The sequence below is a fragment of the Spirosoma horti genome (assembly GCF_054776595.1).
In genome coordinates this window covers 653,833-670,668 of record NZ_BAAHBQ010000002.1, presented here as the reverse complement: position 1 = coordinate 670,668, position 16,836 = coordinate 653,833, and the positions used below count along the sequence as shown (strand labels likewise).

The window sequence follows — 16,836 nt, the reverse complement described above, 5'->3', positions numbered from 1 at the left end:
ATGAACCGAACTGCCGGTATATTGGCGTGGTTGCTCCTTATCAGTACCATAGGTAGCCTCCATGCGCAGGATTCCAAGTCACTCCAATTATTCCTACCTACACAGACCAATTGGAACGTTGTGCCAGAAGGCAGTACAGTTCGGTTTGATCTGAAGGCTACAGGTTCTCCCAATGACACGCTGAGGTTTGCTTTCGGAAATGACAAGCAGGATGGCATGCAACTTGATTCCCTGGGTCATTTTAGCTGGACACCCGGTTTCGATCTGGCCGACCGCATCCAAACGACGAAAAGTTACCCTGTTAGCTTTGAAGTACGCAATAATCGAGGTCAGGTAGCGACGCAAAACGCTGAGTTCAAAATTGTCCACGTAAACCGCCCGCCCGTTATCGGTGAACTGCGCCCATTTTACGTGAGCTACCGGACTCAGAATATTTACAAGATGGATTCCCAGACGGTGCGCGATGACGACGGTGACCCTCTGGCGTTTATCCCAATTGCGGACCAGATGCCCGAAGGGAGTAAGCTATCGTCGCAGGGAGAGCTAACCTGGACGCTGTCGCTCAATCAGTTCAACCGGCTAAAACAAGCGCCCCAGTACATTGAATTTTGGGTAGAAGACCAACCCGCCAAAACCCGCACGAAGGGCAGGTTAAAGGTAGAAGTCACGCAAATGGACCTGCCGCCCGACATTGCGGTTATTCCGAAAGATACACACTACAAACTAAAGGAGAATGCCACGGTAAACCTTAAGTTTTACCTCTCCGATCCGAACGGCGAAGATGATGTCTCCACATTTGGTTTTCTGTCTGATAACCAGCAGATTCCGAAATCAGCGTTAGTCAAAAATACAGATAACCAGTACGAATTCATCTGGCAACCAGGCTATGACTTTGTTCGGGATCCCTACGATTCGCTGAATACACAAATAACTTTTTACGTACTCGACAAAGCCCAGAATCGCGAGGAACGGCGGATCACATTTACCGTATTAAACACCATAAACGAAGCCGAAAAGGACCGTTACTACTACAATCAATACCGGCAGGTACTGGTACAGGCCTGGGGACTAATTGAGCAATTAGGCGACAAAGAAGAACAGCTTAAGCATGATTACAAGCGAGCCAAAGGCGGCAAACGCAACCGTTCGGTAGCCAATGCCTCATTGGGCGCCGTGACGGGTGTAACGCCAGCCGTGACAGGGTCAAGCACCAGCCCACAGGCCCAAAACAACGGACGACTTATCTCAGCCGTGGGCGGTACGGCAGTGTTAACCATGGGCACACTGGAAGCCACCGAAGTTATTGGCAAATCAATGAAAGACTTGCTCGACCGTTATAATTACGTGTTGGGAAAGCGAAGTGAGCTGCAGAACAAAGGCGACGTATTTGCTCGCGAGTTTGCCTTAAAATCGACCCGCCGGAATGGCGAGTTCATCCGAAAACTGGACGACTTCCGCAATTCAATGAGCCTTAGTGGTCTGGTTGCATTAGAATTGGATGCCAACTGGCAAAGCAAGAAAGAAGCTACTGATAAAGCTCTCAAACGTACATTTAAGGATTTTACGCCTTTGGACGAGACACAGTAGTTTGTGGTTTACGGTTCGTAGTTTACCACATCAGCCAACTACAAACCGTAAACCACAAGCCTATTTCACTTCGATTGTGAAAGCGGCTTCAAATACCTTGTCTACGTCAACCACCTGAATAGCTTCCTTCTGTTGAATTGGCTTAGGTTCACCTTCACTGTCGGCACAACCCAGCCAGGGCTCAATGCAAACAAATGATGCCCCGGGTTTGGCCCACAAGCCCAAATAAGGAAACTCGGGAAAAGATACTACAACAGCATGCTTGTGCTTATCACTCCGAATAGCAACGCGCCGGGATGCCAGATTTTTAAAAACCAACGCATCCTCGTCGAATAGATGCTTTGTCAGTGGAAGCTGGTTACCCACGGTAGGAACTAACTTTGTTTCGCCGGTAAAATATCCCGCTGACGAGAGCATGTGCGTTTCCAGAGGCTCTTCCCGCTCAAACTCAATAAAATAATCCTCATAGGCTTCACCCGACGTAAAGGGCACTGCAAAAGCCGGATGAGCGCCAACTGAGAAATAAATGGGTTGCTCGTCTTCGTTCGCAAGCCGGTAAGTAACGGTCAACGCGGGGCCATCCAGTTCATAAATAACTTGAAAGTCAAACTCGTAGGGAAAATGCTCACGCGTCGTATCGCTGGCCCGTAAGGAGAAAATAGCATGCGTTTTTGTTGATTCGGTAATCTCAAAAACAGACTGCCGGGCAAATCCATGGCGCTCTATCGGGTACGTCTTCCCGTCAATCAGCAGTTGGTTGTTCAGGCAACCGCCCACGACCGGAAACAGGTTGGGCGCGTGCCAGGCCCAGACCGTTGGATCGGCCTGCCAGAGGTGTTCAATACCGCTCGGCTTATGAAAAATAGAGGTCAATTCGGCTCCTTTGGGCCGGATCGAAACGCGCAGAGAATCATTTTCTAGAGTTGCCATATAGCACAGAAACAACAAAAGCTACCCAATGTTGGATAGCTTTTGCAAAGTTAATGGCCATCGGGATTTTGGCCAGTATAGTTGTATTTGGTTTAGAACCGGAAGTGCGAGAACGCTTTGTTGGCTTCGGCCATACGGTGCGTATCATCCTTCTTTTTAACCGCTGCGCCTTCACCTTTAGCGGCTGCGACGATTTCGGCGGCTAACCGGTCTACCATTGTTTTCTCACCACGTGAACGAGCATACTTAATAAGCCATTTCATGCCTACCGCGACTTTTCGGTCTGCCCGTACTTCAGTTGGCACCTGGAAGGTAGCTCCACCGACACGACGGCTTTTTACTTCAACTGATGGCATGACGTTGTTCAATGCCTTTTTCCAGGTATCTAAGCCACTCTCGCTGGTGCGTTTGGCAACCACATCGAGGGCGTCGTAGAAGATGGAATACGCCAGGCTTTTCTTGCCTTCGTACATCAGGTTGTTTACAAATTTGGTTACGAGGACCTCTTTATACTTCGGGTCGGGTAATACGTAACGCTTGGGCGGTTTCGCCTTTCTCATAATTTCTTCAGATTTTTGATCTTACTCTGGATGCAGTCTTTCCAACATCCAGTCAGTTCCTGGTGTATGATGTCAGCTATAGGAGGTATGTCATTACGAATACATCCTACTTCCTACATCATTCTTACTTTTTCTTTTTTGCTGGTGGTGCACCTTTGCCACCTTTAACGGGCGCCTGACCTGGTTTTGGCCGTTTAGCACCATATTTCGACCGGCTTTGCAGACGACCGCTTACGCCAGCCGTATCCAGAGCACCGCGAACGATGTGATAACGTACACCTGGCAGATCTTTTACACGACCACCACGAATCAGTACGATGGAGTGTTCCTGCAGGTTGTGACCTTCACCTGGAATGTAGGCGTTAACTTCTTTTTGGTTCGTCAAACGAACCCGGGCAACTTTCCGAAGCGCCGAGTTTGGCTTCTTCGGCGTCGTTGTGTACACACGCGTACACACGCCCCGACGTTGTGGGCAAGAGTCCAAAGCTGGCGACTTTGACTTGTCGATCAGCTTTTCGCGGCCCTTACGCACGAGTTGTTGTATAGTAGGCATTCTTAGTTTTGTTTACGAAAAAACAGTCTTCCCGAATTTTGAGGTGCAAAGATACGGAAAACTGTTTGAATGCCAAAGGGTTTTCAAGTTTTCAGTTTGCGGTACACGGTTGGCTAACGCGCATAATCTTTGCATTAGCCAACCGTGTACCGCAAACTGAAAACTTGAAACCTAAATACCTACGCCTGCCCTACCGGACCACTAAAGCCACTACCTGGAAACCGGAACTCATTTGGCTCATTGATACCGCCATAGGCTTCTTCAAAACGGCTTATATTCTCGCGCAGGGCTTCCAGCAGGCGCTTGGCATGTTCGGGTGTCAGGATGATCCGGGCTTTTACTTTGGCTTTAGGAACGCCGGGCATCAGACGAATAAAATCAAGAATAAACTCACTGTTCGAGTGAGCAATCATCGCCAGATTGGCATAAACACCTTCAGCGATCTCTTCGCTCAATTCAACATCGATAGCACCTTCAGGATTTTGTTGGGGAGGAGTCATACAAAAACTAGTTATCAATAGCGGATATTCGCCAGAACGGGAGTTGGTTTATCCTATAAATCGGAACGTTAATGGATATCGGTAATACTCGCCGTTATTAGCTTTTACTGCCGCAATAATAGTAAAAACGAGCCACACCACACCGACAATGAAGAGCAGGAATACCCCAACGACAAGAATCATGAGCAGAAACGATATTGCCGCAGCAATGGCCATCGTGATTTGAAAATTAACGGCTTCTTTGCCATGATAATCCACAAAAGCCGACCGCTCTTTTTGAATCTGCCAAATAACCAGCGGAGCAATCACGCTGCCAATTAACACAAAGGAACCGGGTATGGCACTCAGGTGCGCAAGCATAGCCCACATACGGGCATCTGACTCACTCAAGGGTACAGGAGCAGGTGATACAGGTGGCAATGGCGGCTGATTTTCTATGATAAAAAGGCGGTTTAAGTAGGAAAGTAAGTTGCGATAAAAGTATGATTAATACAATGTTACGACAACGATTCGACACTCATGGAACAACTTATAGCGCTTATTGACGCGTTTTGGCCAATCTCACCGGATGTAAAAGCTACCCTGCAAAAAATCCTCCAACGGGAAGCCTTACCCCGTAAACACTGGCTGTTGCAGCCGGGCCAGATCGCTAACCGAATCTATTTTATTGAGCAAGGCGTCGTACGGGGCTATTACTTGAAATCGGGTGGTCAGGGCGACGGACGCGAGGCAACGGCCTGGTTTATGCGGGAAAATGATTTTATTATTTCTATCGTCAGTTTTTATAGCCGCCAGCCCGCTCAGGAATACATCGAGTTGCTGGAAGATAGCGTTGTGTGGTCCATTACCTATGCCCAGCTACAACAACTCTACCGCGACTTCCCTGAGTTCAATGCCATTGGTCGATTGCTCACCGAGAAATATTATGTGCTGAGCGAACTACGTACCCAAAACCTTCGCATGCAAACCGCCCCCGAACGCTATCAGCAATTGTTAACCGACTTCCCGGCTATTTTCCGCCGGGTACCACTCAAACACATAGCCTCGCACCTGGGCATCTCCCCCGAAACGCTCAGTCGCTTGCGGGGACAGCGAAATTGATATCCGTCAATGTTTCGGCGACATTGGAGCGGTTGCTTTGGGGTATTAATTCACCAACCCCTTACAGCTATGTTACCGATCATTTTTGGCGTATTTATCTTTTGCTTTGTGCTGGAGCGACTGACTCCCGGCTGGAAACTTCCCGCCGTACCTACCTGGACAATTCGCGTGCTGGCCATCAACCTGGTGCAACTGATTATTGTAGTGGTGGCGGGATTCACCTGGGAAAAATGGCTGTCAGCCTATTCTGTTTTCCACCTTTCGGTACAGGTAGGAAATGTAGCGGGTGGCATTATTGCCTATGTGATCGCTACGTTTATCTTTTACTGGTGGCATCGGTGGCGGCATGAGGTTGATTTTCTGTGGACTCATTTTCACCAGATTCATCACAGTCCGCAACGCCTGGAAGTGATTACCTCGTTCTACAAACACCCTCTCGAAATGACGGTCAACTCCATCATTGGCAGCTTGCTGGTGTACACATTGCTGGGGCTAAATGCCGAAGCCGGGGCAATTTATACACTGTGTACGGCGCTAGGCGAATTTTTCTACCACACAAATGTCAAAACGCCCCAATGGGTTGGCTACATTTTTCAGCGCCCCGAAATGCATAGAATTCATCACGAGTATGAAAAACACACGCACAACTACGGCGACATTGTGTGGTGGGATATGCTGTTCGGCACCTACCGAAATCCCAGGGAATTTCGCTCGACCTGTGGGTTCGATGAAGAAAAGGAATTACGATTGGGTGATATGTTACGCTTTAAAGACGTTCATAGGGAGTAACAAAAAAAGGGATCGATGTCTGGAACATCGATCCCTTTTTTTGTTATTAACCGTTAGGCCAGCTCGATCACGCAGTCGTCCTGCTCAACGGTCGTTGCTTCCTTCAGTACAACTTTTGCTACTTTCCCTTCTTTGGAAGCGGCCACGATGCTTTCCATTTTCATGGCTTCAATGACGAAGAGCGGCTGGTTTTTCTTCACAACATCTCCTTCTTTAACCAGTATCCGTGTTAGCCGACCCTGCAAAGGCGCCCCCACATCGCCGGCTTTGCTCACCTTGGCGTTCATGGCTTTTTCCACCTTCGAGGCCCGGTCCCGAACCTGTACCTGCCGACTCTGGCCGTTCAGTTCAAACGTAATCGTTCGCATCCCAAACTCGTCCGGCTCCGATTTGAACAGCAACCGAACAAGGATATTTTTGCCCTCTTCGATGTTGATCAGAATCTCTTCGTTTTCTTTCAGACCGTAGAAAAAAGCGGGCGTCGGAATGATGCTGACATTGCCATACTGCACATTGGCCTTGTAATAATCATCATACACTTTGGGGTACATCTGGTACGACAGGTAATCGACGAAGCCGTCGCATTGCGGGTATTTCTCCTGAAACGCTTTGAAATCAGCGTCGAAGTCAATGGGCTTCAGATGCTCATTCGGGCGACCGGTAATGGGTTGTTCACCTTTTAACACGACCTGTTGGATATCCTCCGGAAACCCACCAACGGGTTGCCCCAAGATGCCTTTCATGAGATCTTTTACCGACTCAGGAAAGGACAGCGACTCACCACGCGTCAATACGTCATTGGCGGTGAGGTTATTGGCTGTCATGAAAATAGCCATATCGCCCACTACTTTTGAGGAAGGCGTTACTTTCACAATATCGCCAAAGAGCTGGTTGGCAACCGAGTAATTCTTTTTTAGGGTTTCGAACTTATCGCCCAACCCCGTGGCAATGGACTGTGGTTTCAGGTTCGAATACTGTCCACCCGGAATCTCGTTCTCATAGACTTCGGCACTGCCCGCCTTCATACCCGACTCAAATGGGTAGTAGTATTCCCGAACATCTTCCCAGTAGTTCGAATAGGCATTCAGTGACGACAGGTTGACTTTGCACTCGCGTTCGTGCCCCTGCATCATGGCAACAACCGAGTTGAAATTCGGCTGCGATGTCAGACCCGACAAGGCCCCAAGGGCACAGTCGATAATATCGACACCGGCGTCGATGGCTTTTAAATAGGTCGCGGCCTGTATGCCCGGTGTGTCGTGCGTGTGTAAGTGAACGGGAATGTTCACTGCCTGCTTCAACTCCCGAACCAGTACTTCGGCCGACAGTGGCTTTAGCAGACCGGCCATATCTTTGATCGCCAGCAGATGGGCGCCTTCGTCTTCTAACTGACGAGCCATATCCAGGTAATACTGGAGCGTGTATTTTTTCTGATTCGGGTCCAGCATATCCCCCGTGTAGCAGATAGCCGCTTCGCAAAGGGCATCCGTCCGCTCGCGCACGGCCCGCATACTCACCTTCATGGCTTCAATCCAGTTGAGCGAGTCAAAAATCCGGAACACATCGATGCCCGTTTCCCACGACTTCTCAACGAATTTCTCAATCAGGTTGTCCGGATAAGCGGAGTAACCTACTGCGTTGGAACCTCGAAACAGCATTTGCAGCAGCATGTTCGGCATGGCTTCGCGCAGCGCTTCCAGCCGTTTCCAGGGACTTTCGTACAGGAATCGCATGGCCACATCGAAGGTTGCACCACCCCAGACTTCCATCGAGAAAAGCTCCGGGTGATTTTTGGCGAATCCTTCGGCTACTTTCTGTAAATCCTGCGTCCGGACGCGCGTTGCCAGCAGCGACTGGTGTCCATCCCGAAACGTTGTATCCGTATAAAGTATGCTCTTCTGGTCGGTTACCCACTTGGTGAAGTTTTCCCGTCCCAGTTCCTTGAGCCGGTCACGATTGCCCGACGGATACTGGCCGTAAACATCGAACGACGGCACAATGGGCGTTCTGAACACCTTGCTATCATCTTTCTTTTTAACCTCCGGGTTCCCATTTACGATTACATCAGCGAGGTAGTTGAGTACCCGTGTCGAGCGGTCCTGCGGCTTGCGGAAATCGAACAGTTCGGGATGAGTTTCAATAAACGACACCCGCGCTTCGCCCCGCTGGAAAACCGGGTTGCTGATGACGTTCAGCAGGAAGCCGATATTGGTCTTAACGCCCCGAATCCGGAACTCGACCAATGCCCGTGTCAAGCGTTGGGTTGCTCCTTTCAGCGTACGGCCCCGCGCCGAAACTTTCACGATCATCGAATCGAAGTAGGGCGAAATTTTCATGCCCGCATAGCTACTGCCTTCGTCGAGCCGGATACCAAAACCGGCCGCATTGCGGTAGGCGGTTATGGTACCAAAATCGGGTTTGAAGCCATTGGCAGGGTCTTCGGTCGTGATCCGGCACTGAATGGCGTACCCATTGAGCGGCACATCATCCTGATGATTTATGTAGATTCCATTATCGGAAAGCTGATAGCCCATCGCAATCAGAATCTGCGTCCTGACGATATCGATACCGGTTATTTCTTCCGTAATGGTATGCTCAACCTGAATCCGGGGATTCACCTCGATGAAGTAAATATTCTCGGCTTTGTCGACCAGAAACTCCACCGTTCCGGCATTGGAATAATTAACGGCCCGACCTAATTGAAGAGCGTATGCATAGAGTTTATCTTTCGTCTCCTGCTTCAAGCCAAATGACGGTGCTACTTCAACGACCTTCTGAAACCGCCGTTGCACCGAGCAATCGCGCTCGTAGAGGTGAACGATGTTTCCGTGCTGATCGCCCAGCAACTGCACTTCAATATGCTTAGGTTCTTCGATGAATTTCTCCAGGAAGATCGTATCATCGCCAAAGGCGTTCCGGGCTTCGTTTTTGGCTTCGGCAAAGGCCTTTTCAAACTCTTCGGCCTGCCGCACCACGCGCATACCCCGTCCACCGCCACCAGCCGCTGCTTTCACCATGATCGGAAAGCCAATCCGCTCCGCTTCAGTAAGCGCAAATTCGGGCGACATATTCTCTTCGCGCGAATCTGGAATGAGGGGTACACCTGCCTTGGTGGCCAGGTTTTTCGCCCGCACTTTGTCACCCAGCGCGTCCATGGCTTCGGGCGAGGGGCCGATGAAAATTATCCCCTCTTCACGACACCGTGTAGCTAGTTTTACATTTTCGGATAAAAAGCCATATCCAGGGTGGATAGCATCAATTTTATGCCGTTTAGCCAGTAAAATAATGCCTTCAACATCCAGATAAGGTTTCAACGGGTCTTCATCGCGCCCAATCTGGTAAGCCTCATCAGCCTTATAGCGGTGAAGCGAATACCGATCTTCGTAGGTGTAAACAGCAACGGTCGTGATGCCTAACTCCGTGGCGGCCCGCATGATGCGGATGGCTATTTCGCCCCGGTTAGCGACAAGTAAACGGTGAATGGGTCGGATATACTCTTTCATGATTCTCAACAAAAGCGGCTTCAGGCTATAAGACTGCCAAATAACATAGCAAGATTGTTGAAAATTTTGAAAAAATCGTCCTGCCCGGTATAATCATTGGAGAAGACAGTTTTTTCGGGGAATATTGCAGAAACTAGTTTAAGCTCTGTAAGCAACTGACCTGGTGCTAGCGGTAACCTTTCAGCCACTGCTTCAGGATACTTACACTGGCCAGTGCTTTCAAATCCTGTTTCGATTGCTTGATATCCCGCTTCAGTTGGGCAATGTCGCTGTTGAGACTAAACTCGAACCCAACCAGTGAACCTGCAGTAACCGTAGACTTACCCGTTAGGGCCGTCAGTTGCTTCTGGAGCGTCAGCAAATCGGTTTCCAGTTCCTGCGCCTGCTGCCGCAGAATCTTGTTGTAATACGTTAGCTGGTCTTCGGCAAGGGCTTCCAGGTGCGTTTGGTCGATGCGCTCAAATTCCAGTTGTAACCGAAACAAAGCCAGCAGATCGCTTTTCTCATAAGCGGCTATTACCCGGTGCATAATTTCGGTTTTTCGCAGCTTTTCTGCTTCATCGGGCTCACGATCGGGGTGAAACGCTTTCACCAGATCCATGTAGAGCGTCCGGACGGCTTTCGTGGTTTTCTGCTCATCGGCCCGTTTTTTGGCTTCCCGTTCCAGTTGTTTGGCCGACTTTGGTTGGTTAGCCCGTTGCCGCTGACGTTCGGCTTCGGCGGCCTCCTGCTGAAGTATATACTCCTCAACGTCGTCATTCGTACCAGTATAGGCTTCTCCTTTGTTGGCTAATTCCTGCTCATTACTGAATTCCGGTGAAGTATACTTGTCGTAAATGACCCGTAGACTGTCCATTCCGTGCACTGAGATCAGATCTGAGGCCATGCTTCGAATCAATTCGGCCAGCTTCTTTTTCTCCGCTTTTGTCGTCTCTTCATTTCCATAAGCCCGATCAAACAGACGAACCAAATCGGCCTGTAGCCGACTGTATTGATCGATCAGCGGGTGATAGTCGGCTTGAACCCGTTGCTGAATATGTTCCGAAACGCCACGCAGTTCGTGCAGTTCAGTTGTAAGCTGTTCAATTTTTTGGGTTAACCGGTTAAATTCTTTCTGCGATTTGGAAAGAGGTTCGGTTCCGGTACCTATTCGGACAACCTGGTATTGTGCCGGTAGAGACGACATAATGGCGTACGTTCGTTAATGCGGTAAAGGTACGATCGATGCAATCAACAACCGAAAATTTGGGGCGTATCCCGCGAAGGACGTACTTCGCCTTTTGCCCGGCCTTTTCCAACCAATGAGAACCAACCTAATCCAGTCGATTGCCCGTTTTGACTCCCACTATCGCTTACTGATTGGCCTGGCCGTAGCGGTCCTTGTTTACATCGTTGTTCCAGGAAATTTCTCCGTATCCGCCCAGTTTACCGTTGCCTGGGTTTCGTTTGCCGTAACGATTCTGGTGCTCATGTGGATCAGCATCAGCATTGCCCACCCGCGCGATTTACCCAAGATGTCCCAACTGGAAGATTCGAGTCGGACCCTCATACTAGCGTTCGTGGTTGTGGCCGCCATAGCCAGTCTCTATGCCGTCATCGTGTTGCTGGATTCGACTGATAAAAGCAGCCCGGAATGGCCGCGAAACCGGCTACTAGCCATTTCGGCCATCGCCAGTGCCTGGCTTCTGGTACATACCGTTTTTACACTTCGCTACGCCCATTTATACTATGGCAACGATCTGAAACAGAAAACGAGACCCGGCGGCCTGGACTTTCCGGATGATTCGGAACCCGACTATCTGGATTTTGCTTATTTCTCGTTTGTGATTGGGATGACCAGCCAGGTTTCCGACGTTTCGATCAGTTCAAAACGCATACGCCGAATGGCTTTGGCTCATGGGTTGCTATCCTTTGGGTTCAACGCGATCATTATTGCCCTGACCGTGGGCGGCCTTTCCTAGGTAACTTACTACGTTAACGTTGACCCGGCCGCCCCTGCTTTCTGGCTTTTTCCTGTTGCTCTTTTTCGTACGCTTCGCGCTGTTGTTTGTCGGATAGTAAGTTGCGGTATAAACCGTTCAGCACATAGATGTCGTCAACCTCGTCGATCAGCAGATGAAGTTTTTCCCGTACCTGATTAATGTTCATTCGGTTAGTCCGCCGAAGCGGTTCGTTTGTTGCGTTAGCTAGCTAAGTAACTAACACGTTTCTGATGTTTTTTGCTCAGTGAAAGAAGAAATATCCCAGGGCAATGCCGGCAATGACGCCCATCAGATCAGCAAATAGCCCAAATGGAATCGCGTAGCGCGAATGGCGAATGCCGACCGAACCGAAGTAGAGGGCGACAATATAAAATGTCGTTTCGGCGGCCCCCTGAAACATACAGGCCAGCCGACCGACAAACGAATCGGGACCAAATTGTTTCATGGCATCGATCATCAGGGCACGCGACGCTGAACCACTCAGCGGGCGCATCAGAGCCACTGGCAAGGCATCCGTAAATTCGGTGTTCATCCCGGTCAGGCTAAATACATATTTCAGCCCGTCGACTACGTAATCCATGGCACCCGAATTTCTGAAGGCACCAATGGCAACCAGCATGCCGACCAGGTACGGAATAATGCGTACAGATGTCTCGAAGCCACCTTTGGCCCCTTCGATAAAGGCGTCGAAAATGTCTACTTTCTTGCGTATCGCACCGAGCAGAAACGAAACCACAATCAGCATCAGAATCAGGTTGCCGCTTACTTTCGAGATAACTTCAATTTCTTCTTTTGTCTTGGTCGACAGAAACCACAGCACCAGAGCGATCAGGCTGGTGATACCGCCCAACCAGCCCAACACTGTACTGTTTATCAGATTGATCCGCTGTTTCAGGGCCACGGCAACCATACTCACCACGGTGGCCACGTAGGTAGCAATCAGGCAGGGGATGAAAATATCCGACGGATCTTTAGCCCCCAGAATAGCCCGTTGGGCCATGATGCTGAGTGGAATAATGGTCAGGCCCGATGTATGCAGCACCAGAAACATAATCTGCGCATTGGAAGCCGTCTCTTTGGTCGGGTTCAACTCCTGCAAACTGGCCATCGCTTTTAACCCAAATGGCGTTGCGGCATTATCCAGCCCAAGCATATTGGCCGAAAAATTCATAATCATCTGCCCATTCGCGGGGTGATTTGCGGGCACTTCCGGAAAGAGTTTATGAAAGAACGGGCCAATGATGCGTGCCAGGAAATTAATAGCTCCGGCTTTCTCTCCAATGTTTAGTAAACCCAGAAAAAACGTCATGACCCCTGCCAGCGGCAAGGCGATATCCATGACGGCGATCTTCGACGAATCGAACAGGCCTTCGACAATAAGTTTAAAGATTTCGGTATCGCCCAGAAAGATCAGCTTGGCCAGTGCCACCAGAAAAGCAATCACAAAAAAGGCAACCCAAATGTAATTTAAGGCCATGTTACGGGCGGTTTAGCAGGCAAAGTAGCGCGTTTTGGCGTTATTTGCGTTATGATGAACCGTAAAAAAATTGTGACACAGCGATTCTCCGAGACCAACAAAGATGCGCAGCGAATAGGGAGCTATCTCTTGATTTTCTTTATATCTCTCTGCGTAACAACCCTCAAAGCCCAATCCTTCGAACAGGATATGGTAAAACAGGGCCTGGTCGATGTGCAGAAAGTCGATCCATCCATTCTGGTCGAGCTCAAGTATTCGACAACGGACAATTTCGTTGGCAAAGATGTCTATGGCGACCTGACGCGGGCGTATATGCAACCCATGGCCGCCAAAAAACTTGCCGAGGCCAGCAACTACTTACAGGCCCATCATCCAACGCTCCGGCTGCTGGTGTACGATGCGGCCCGCCCCCGCTCGGCGCAATGGAAACTCTGGAACGCCCTCCCCGACCTGCCCGAAAACGAACGCCAGAAATACGTAGCTGACCCCCGAAAAGGATCCATTCATAACTACGGCTGCGCGGTTGACCTAACCGTAGCGAACCAGGACGGCAAGCCCCTCGACATGGGCACCAAGTATGACTTTTTCGGTGAACTGGCGTATCCATCCCGCGAAACCGAACTGCTTAAATCAGGGAAGTTAACCCAGCAACAAATCGACAATCGCCAGATTCTGCGCACCGCCATGCGACAGGGCGGATTCAGTCCCATTGAATTCGAGTGGTGGCACTTCAATGCGCTTTCCCGCGAAAAAGCCAAGATGGTGTTTCGAATTGTTGACTAACCGCTTTTATCAAGCACTTACGTTATGAGGATCGGTTTAGTTGGTATACTACTATACACGCTTTTCAGCATCATTCCGAGTTATGCCCAACCGGATATTTCGAACGTATCCGTTTCGGCCTCCCTGCTTAGAAAGCACGTTTTCTTTTTAGCCTCCGATAGTTTGCAGGGCCGCGCAACCGGTACGACCGAGCAACTACAGGCGGCATTTTACTGCACGAAAACATTTAGAAAAAATCACTTATCTACTGTATTTCGGATAGATTCAGCCCAATTTTCGTTTCGCCAAACGTATCCGTTTACCGTTACTGAAGTTACCAATTTTGGTGCTCCTGGAGCTTACCGAAGCGTGTCATCCACGTATAAACGCTATGAACTATCAGCGCCACCGCTCACGGCCAAAGACAGTACCGATGTCCTATTTGGTGACAATATAGCCGGGGCACTGATCGGCACCGATTTAAAACAGGATGTGGTCGTGATATCTGCTCACTACGATCACCTGGGACACGTTGGGAAAAAGGTTTTTCATGGAGCCGATGACAATGCATCCGGTACCGCTGCTGTTTTGAGTGTGGCAGCAGTGTTCGATAGTTTGGCTCAACTGGGCATCAGGCCACGCAGAACCATTCTGTTCGTCCTGTTTTCGGGAGAAGAAGGTGGACTGGTTGGATCGCAGTACTTTGTCAAAAATAGCCCTCTTCCGTTGGAACAAGTCGTGTGCGATCTTAATATAGACATGGTGGGTCGGATCGACTACGACCATCGGAAGAAACCGGACTACTGTTATTTAATCAACGGCAATCAGGACAATGAGCTTCAAAAAATCGCGGAAGCGGTCAATCAGCAATCCATTCACTTAGCCCTGAATCAGGGCGGCTACGATGTCAAACTAGACCCAAAGAGGTATTTTTATCGTTCCGATCATTTCAATTTCGCCAAAGTAGGCATACCTGTCCTGTTTTTCACCGACGGAGAACATACCGATTATCACCAGCCCACCGACACCGCCGACAAGATCATCTACGAACTCTTGCAGAAACGGGCAACGCTGGTCTTTCAAACCGCCTGGCGAGTAGCGAATTTAGATAAATGACAAGCTGATGCAGCTTTCCTAGCGTTTGTCGGTTCCGACTCAAAACACCAGGTTATCGATCAACCTCACATTTCCCAGATGAGCCGCCAGACAGATGGCCGTTTGGCCGGGAGCCAGCACCTCGCTGGCCAGCTGGAGCGTATCGGCATTGACGATCTCGACGTACTCCAGCCGGAAATGAGGATTACCCGTAAAAAAGCCCGTTACAGCCGCTTTCGCCTGCGTGGTGCTATGACCTTCCACCAGCAGGTCGTGGGCCAGCGTGAGGGCTTTAAACAAGGCCGTAGCCTGCTCCCGCTCGATGTCGGTAAGATTGCGATTGCGCGATGACATAGCCAGCCCATCGCTCTCGCGGATAGTTGGGCACCGAACCAGCTCGACACAGAAACTCAGATCGCGCACAAGTCGCCGAATAACGGCCACCTGCTGTAGGTCTTTCTGGCCGAAATACGCCTTATCGGGCTGCACCATATTGAATAGTTTGGCGACCACCGTACCTACTCCATTAAAATGTCCCGGCCGGAAAGCGCCTTCCATCACCGTTTCCAACTCGCCAAAGTTGAGCCGCAATGTGGTGGGTTCGGGATACATTTCCGCCACAGAAGGCGCAAAAACGACATCACAGCCGGCGGCTGCCAGTTTCTGACAATCGTCTTCCAGCGTACGCGGATACCGGGCCAGATCGTCGGGATTATTGAACTGGGTCGGATTGACGAAGATGCTGCTCACCACCACATCATTTTCTGAGCGAGCCGCATCGATGAGCGTAATGTGCCCTTCATGCAAAGCACCCATCGTTGGCACAAAGCCAATCGTCTTTTCGGAACGAAGGGAATTCAGATGGTGGCGAAGCGCAGAAACCGTGTCGAAACGATGCATAACTGACAAGTTTTTTTTGGGGTTGCAATGATACGGCAACCGCATCTTTTTTGCACAAAATGTATTGAAATACGGGAAAAATTTGTATAATTTTGCAAGTTTTTTGGTTCACTCAGACAACACACACGCTTTCCCTACTTATGAGCAAACTTCGCATCCTTTATGTTGCCAGCGAAATCAATCCTTTCCTGAAAACGTCTGACGTCGCTGATTTCGTCCGCAAATTGCCGCAGGCCATGCAGGAGCGTGGGATGGAGATTAGAATTCTGGTGCCTCGCTTCGGTCTCATCAACGAGCGTAAAAACCGGTTGCACGAAGTGGTACGGTTGTCGGGGATTAACATTGCCGTAGGTGATGATGAAAAACCGCTGATTATCAAGGTTGCGTCAATCCCAACGGCTAAATTGCAAGTGTACTTTATTGATAATGAAGACTATTTTCAACGAAAGTATGTTTTCCATGACAAAGAAAACCGATTCTACGACGACAACGACGAGCGGGCGATTTTCTTCTGCAAAGGTGTTCTGGAAACAGTTAAGAAACTAGGATGGGCACCCGATATCGTTCACTGCAATGACTGGATGACAGCCCTGATCCCGCTGTACCTAAAGACAACCTACAAAAACGACCCGATGTTCAAGGACACCAAGTCTGTTTTTACCGTGTATAACAACTCGTTCGAGCACCGTTTTGAAGGCGATATCATCGAAAAAGCCCGCATGATGGACATCGACGATGAAATGCTGGCCGAATTGAAAACGGCTGATTTTGAAGGCTTTATCCGCATTGGTTCTACGTATGCCGACGCAGTTGTTCGGGCAGAAGAAGAAACCAGCGAAAGCCTCAACGCGATTCTGACGGATTTCCCGGAACACAAATTCGATACGGTCGATGACGAGGACGTAACCGACCGCTATTATAACCTGTATACGCAATTAGCGGGTTAACACACAAGGCCATTGCCCAACATTGACAAGGAATCTGTTTATTAAAATTTATTAAAATGGAGTCCTGCAAACGACTCAGTAAAAAGCCGGAGATTTCCGGCTTTTTGCGTTTACTTTACCCCCGAAACAAGATCGCTACTGGCGTCTTTT

General features: G+C 49.6%; 17 protein-coding genes. 7 read left to right on the top strand and 10 right to left on the bottom strand.

Features of this window, described 5'->3' with window-relative positions; genetic code table 11:
• The gene (locus tag ACYVAM_RS06735) at positions 1 to 1,587 is read left to right on the top strand and encodes a hypothetical protein (RefSeq protein ID WP_461065192.1); all 1,587 of its coding nucleotides are present in this window, start codon (positions 1 to 3) and stop codon (positions 1,585 to 1,587) included.
• Positions 1,588 to 1,647: 60 nt separating this feature from the next.
• Here ACYVAM_RS06735 and ACYVAM_RS06730 read toward each other — a convergent pair whose 3' ends face one another.
• The 5 genes from ACYVAM_RS06730 to ACYVAM_RS06710 form a co-directional block, all read right to left on the bottom strand.
• Positions 1,648 to 2,517 (bottom strand): aldose 1-epimerase family protein, encoded by an 870-nt coding sequence (locus tag ACYVAM_RS06730; RefSeq protein WP_461065190.1) that lies wholly within the window; start codon positions 2,515 to 2,517, stop codon positions 1,648 to 1,650.
• A gap of 92 nt (positions 2,518 to 2,609) precedes the next feature.
• Positions 2,610 to 3,077, bottom strand: a complete 468-nt coding sequence (gene rpsG, locus ACYVAM_RS06725; RefSeq protein WP_012928933.1) for a 30S ribosomal protein S7 — start codon at positions 3,075 to 3,077, stop codon at positions 2,610 to 2,612.
• A gap of 124 nt (positions 3,078 to 3,201) precedes the next feature.
• Positions 3,202 to 3,630 (bottom strand): 30S ribosomal protein S12, encoded by a 429-nt coding sequence (rpsL, locus tag ACYVAM_RS06720; RefSeq protein WP_046577394.1) that lies wholly within the window; start codon positions 3,628 to 3,630, stop codon positions 3,202 to 3,204.
• Between the two features lie 179 nt (positions 3,631 to 3,809).
• Positions 3,810 to 4,130, bottom strand: a complete 321-nt coding sequence (locus tag ACYVAM_RS06715; protein ID WP_460937287.1) for a DUF3467 domain-containing protein — start codon at positions 4,128 to 4,130, stop codon at positions 3,810 to 3,812.
• Positions 4,131 to 4,178: 48 nt separating this feature from the next.
• On the bottom strand, positions 4,179 to 4,520 hold the full coding sequence (locus tag ACYVAM_RS06710) for a DUF4870 domain-containing protein (protein WP_461065188.1): 342 nt from the start codon (positions 4,518 to 4,520) through the stop codon (positions 4,179 to 4,181).
• A gap of 129 nt (positions 4,521 to 4,649) precedes the next feature.
• On the opposite strand from ACYVAM_RS06710, the gene ACYVAM_RS06705 reads away from it, so the two are divergent.
• Complete coding sequence (locus tag ACYVAM_RS06705; protein ID WP_461065186.1) at positions 4,650 to 5,231, top strand: Crp/Fnr family transcriptional regulator; 582 nt, start codon at positions 4,650 to 4,652, stop codon at positions 5,229 to 5,231.
• Between the two features lie 69 nt (positions 5,232 to 5,300).
• Complete coding sequence (locus ACYVAM_RS06700) at positions 5,301 to 6,020, top strand: sterol desaturase family protein (protein WP_461065184.1); 720 nt, start codon at positions 5,301 to 5,303, stop codon at positions 6,018 to 6,020.
• Positions 6,021 to 6,073: 53 nt separating this feature from the next.
• Here the strand turns inward: ACYVAM_RS06700 and ACYVAM_RS06695 are convergent, their stop codons facing one another.
• Positions 6,074 to 9,523 carry a pyruvate carboxylase gene (locus tag ACYVAM_RS06695; RefSeq protein WP_461065182.1) on the bottom strand — a complete coding sequence of 1,150 codons (3,450 nt, stop codon included), beginning with the start codon at positions 9,521 to 9,523 and terminating at the stop codon, positions 6,074 to 6,076.
• Between the two features lie 166 nt (positions 9,524 to 9,689).
• Positions 9,690 to 10,709, bottom strand: coding sequence for a hypothetical protein (locus ACYVAM_RS06690; protein ID WP_461065180.1), 1,020 nt, complete (start codon positions 10,707 to 10,709; stop codon positions 9,690 to 9,692).
• Between the two features lie 115 nt (positions 10,710 to 10,824).
• Between ACYVAM_RS06690 and ACYVAM_RS06685 the strand changes: the two genes are divergently transcribed.
• On the top strand, positions 10,825 to 11,484 hold the full coding sequence (locus ACYVAM_RS06685) for a DUF1345 domain-containing protein (protein WP_461065178.1): 660 nt from the start codon (positions 10,825 to 10,827) through the stop codon (positions 11,482 to 11,484).
• Positions 11,485 to 11,497: 13 nt separating this feature from the next.
• Here ACYVAM_RS06685 and ACYVAM_RS06680 read toward each other — a convergent pair whose 3' ends face one another.
• Both ACYVAM_RS06680 and ACYVAM_RS06675 read right to left on the bottom strand, forming a co-directional pair.
• Entirely contained in the window at positions 11,498 to 11,671 is a 174-nt protein-coding gene (locus tag ACYVAM_RS06680; RefSeq protein WP_461065176.1) for a hypothetical protein, read from the bottom strand.
• A gap of 75 nt (positions 11,672 to 11,746) precedes the next feature.
• On the bottom strand, positions 11,747 to 12,982 hold the full coding sequence (locus ACYVAM_RS06675) for a nucleoside recognition domain-containing protein (RefSeq protein ID WP_461065174.1): 1,236 nt from the start codon (positions 12,980 to 12,982) through the stop codon (positions 11,747 to 11,749).
• A gap of 51 nt (positions 12,983 to 13,033) precedes the next feature.
• On the opposite strand from ACYVAM_RS06675, the gene ACYVAM_RS06670 reads away from it, so the two are divergent.
• Positions 13,034 to 13,765 carry a M15 family metallopeptidase gene (locus tag ACYVAM_RS06670; RefSeq protein WP_461065172.1) on the top strand — a complete coding sequence of 244 codons (732 nt, stop codon included), beginning with the start codon at positions 13,034 to 13,036 and terminating at the stop codon, positions 13,763 to 13,765.
• 24 nt (positions 13,766 to 13,789) lie between these two features.
• The gene (locus tag ACYVAM_RS06665) at positions 13,790 to 14,860 is read left to right on the top strand and encodes a M20/M25/M40 family metallo-hydrolase (protein ID WP_461065170.1); all 1,071 of its coding nucleotides are present in this window, start codon (positions 13,790 to 13,792) and stop codon (positions 14,858 to 14,860) included.
• Positions 14,861 to 14,899: 39 nt separating this feature from the next.
• Here ACYVAM_RS06665 and panC read toward each other — a convergent pair whose 3' ends face one another.
• Positions 14,900 to 15,739, bottom strand: coding sequence for a pantoate--beta-alanine ligase (panC, locus tag ACYVAM_RS06660; protein WP_461065168.1), 840 nt, complete (start codon positions 15,737 to 15,739; stop codon positions 14,900 to 14,902).
• Positions 15,740 to 15,879: 140 nt separating this feature from the next.
• On the opposite strand from panC, the gene ACYVAM_RS06655 reads away from it, so the two are divergent.
• On the top strand, positions 15,880 to 16,686 hold the full coding sequence (locus tag ACYVAM_RS06655) for a glycogen/starch synthase (RefSeq protein WP_046577411.1): 807 nt from the start codon (positions 15,880 to 15,882) through the stop codon (positions 16,684 to 16,686).
• The last annotated feature ends 150 nt before the right edge of the window (positions 16,687 to 16,836 follow it).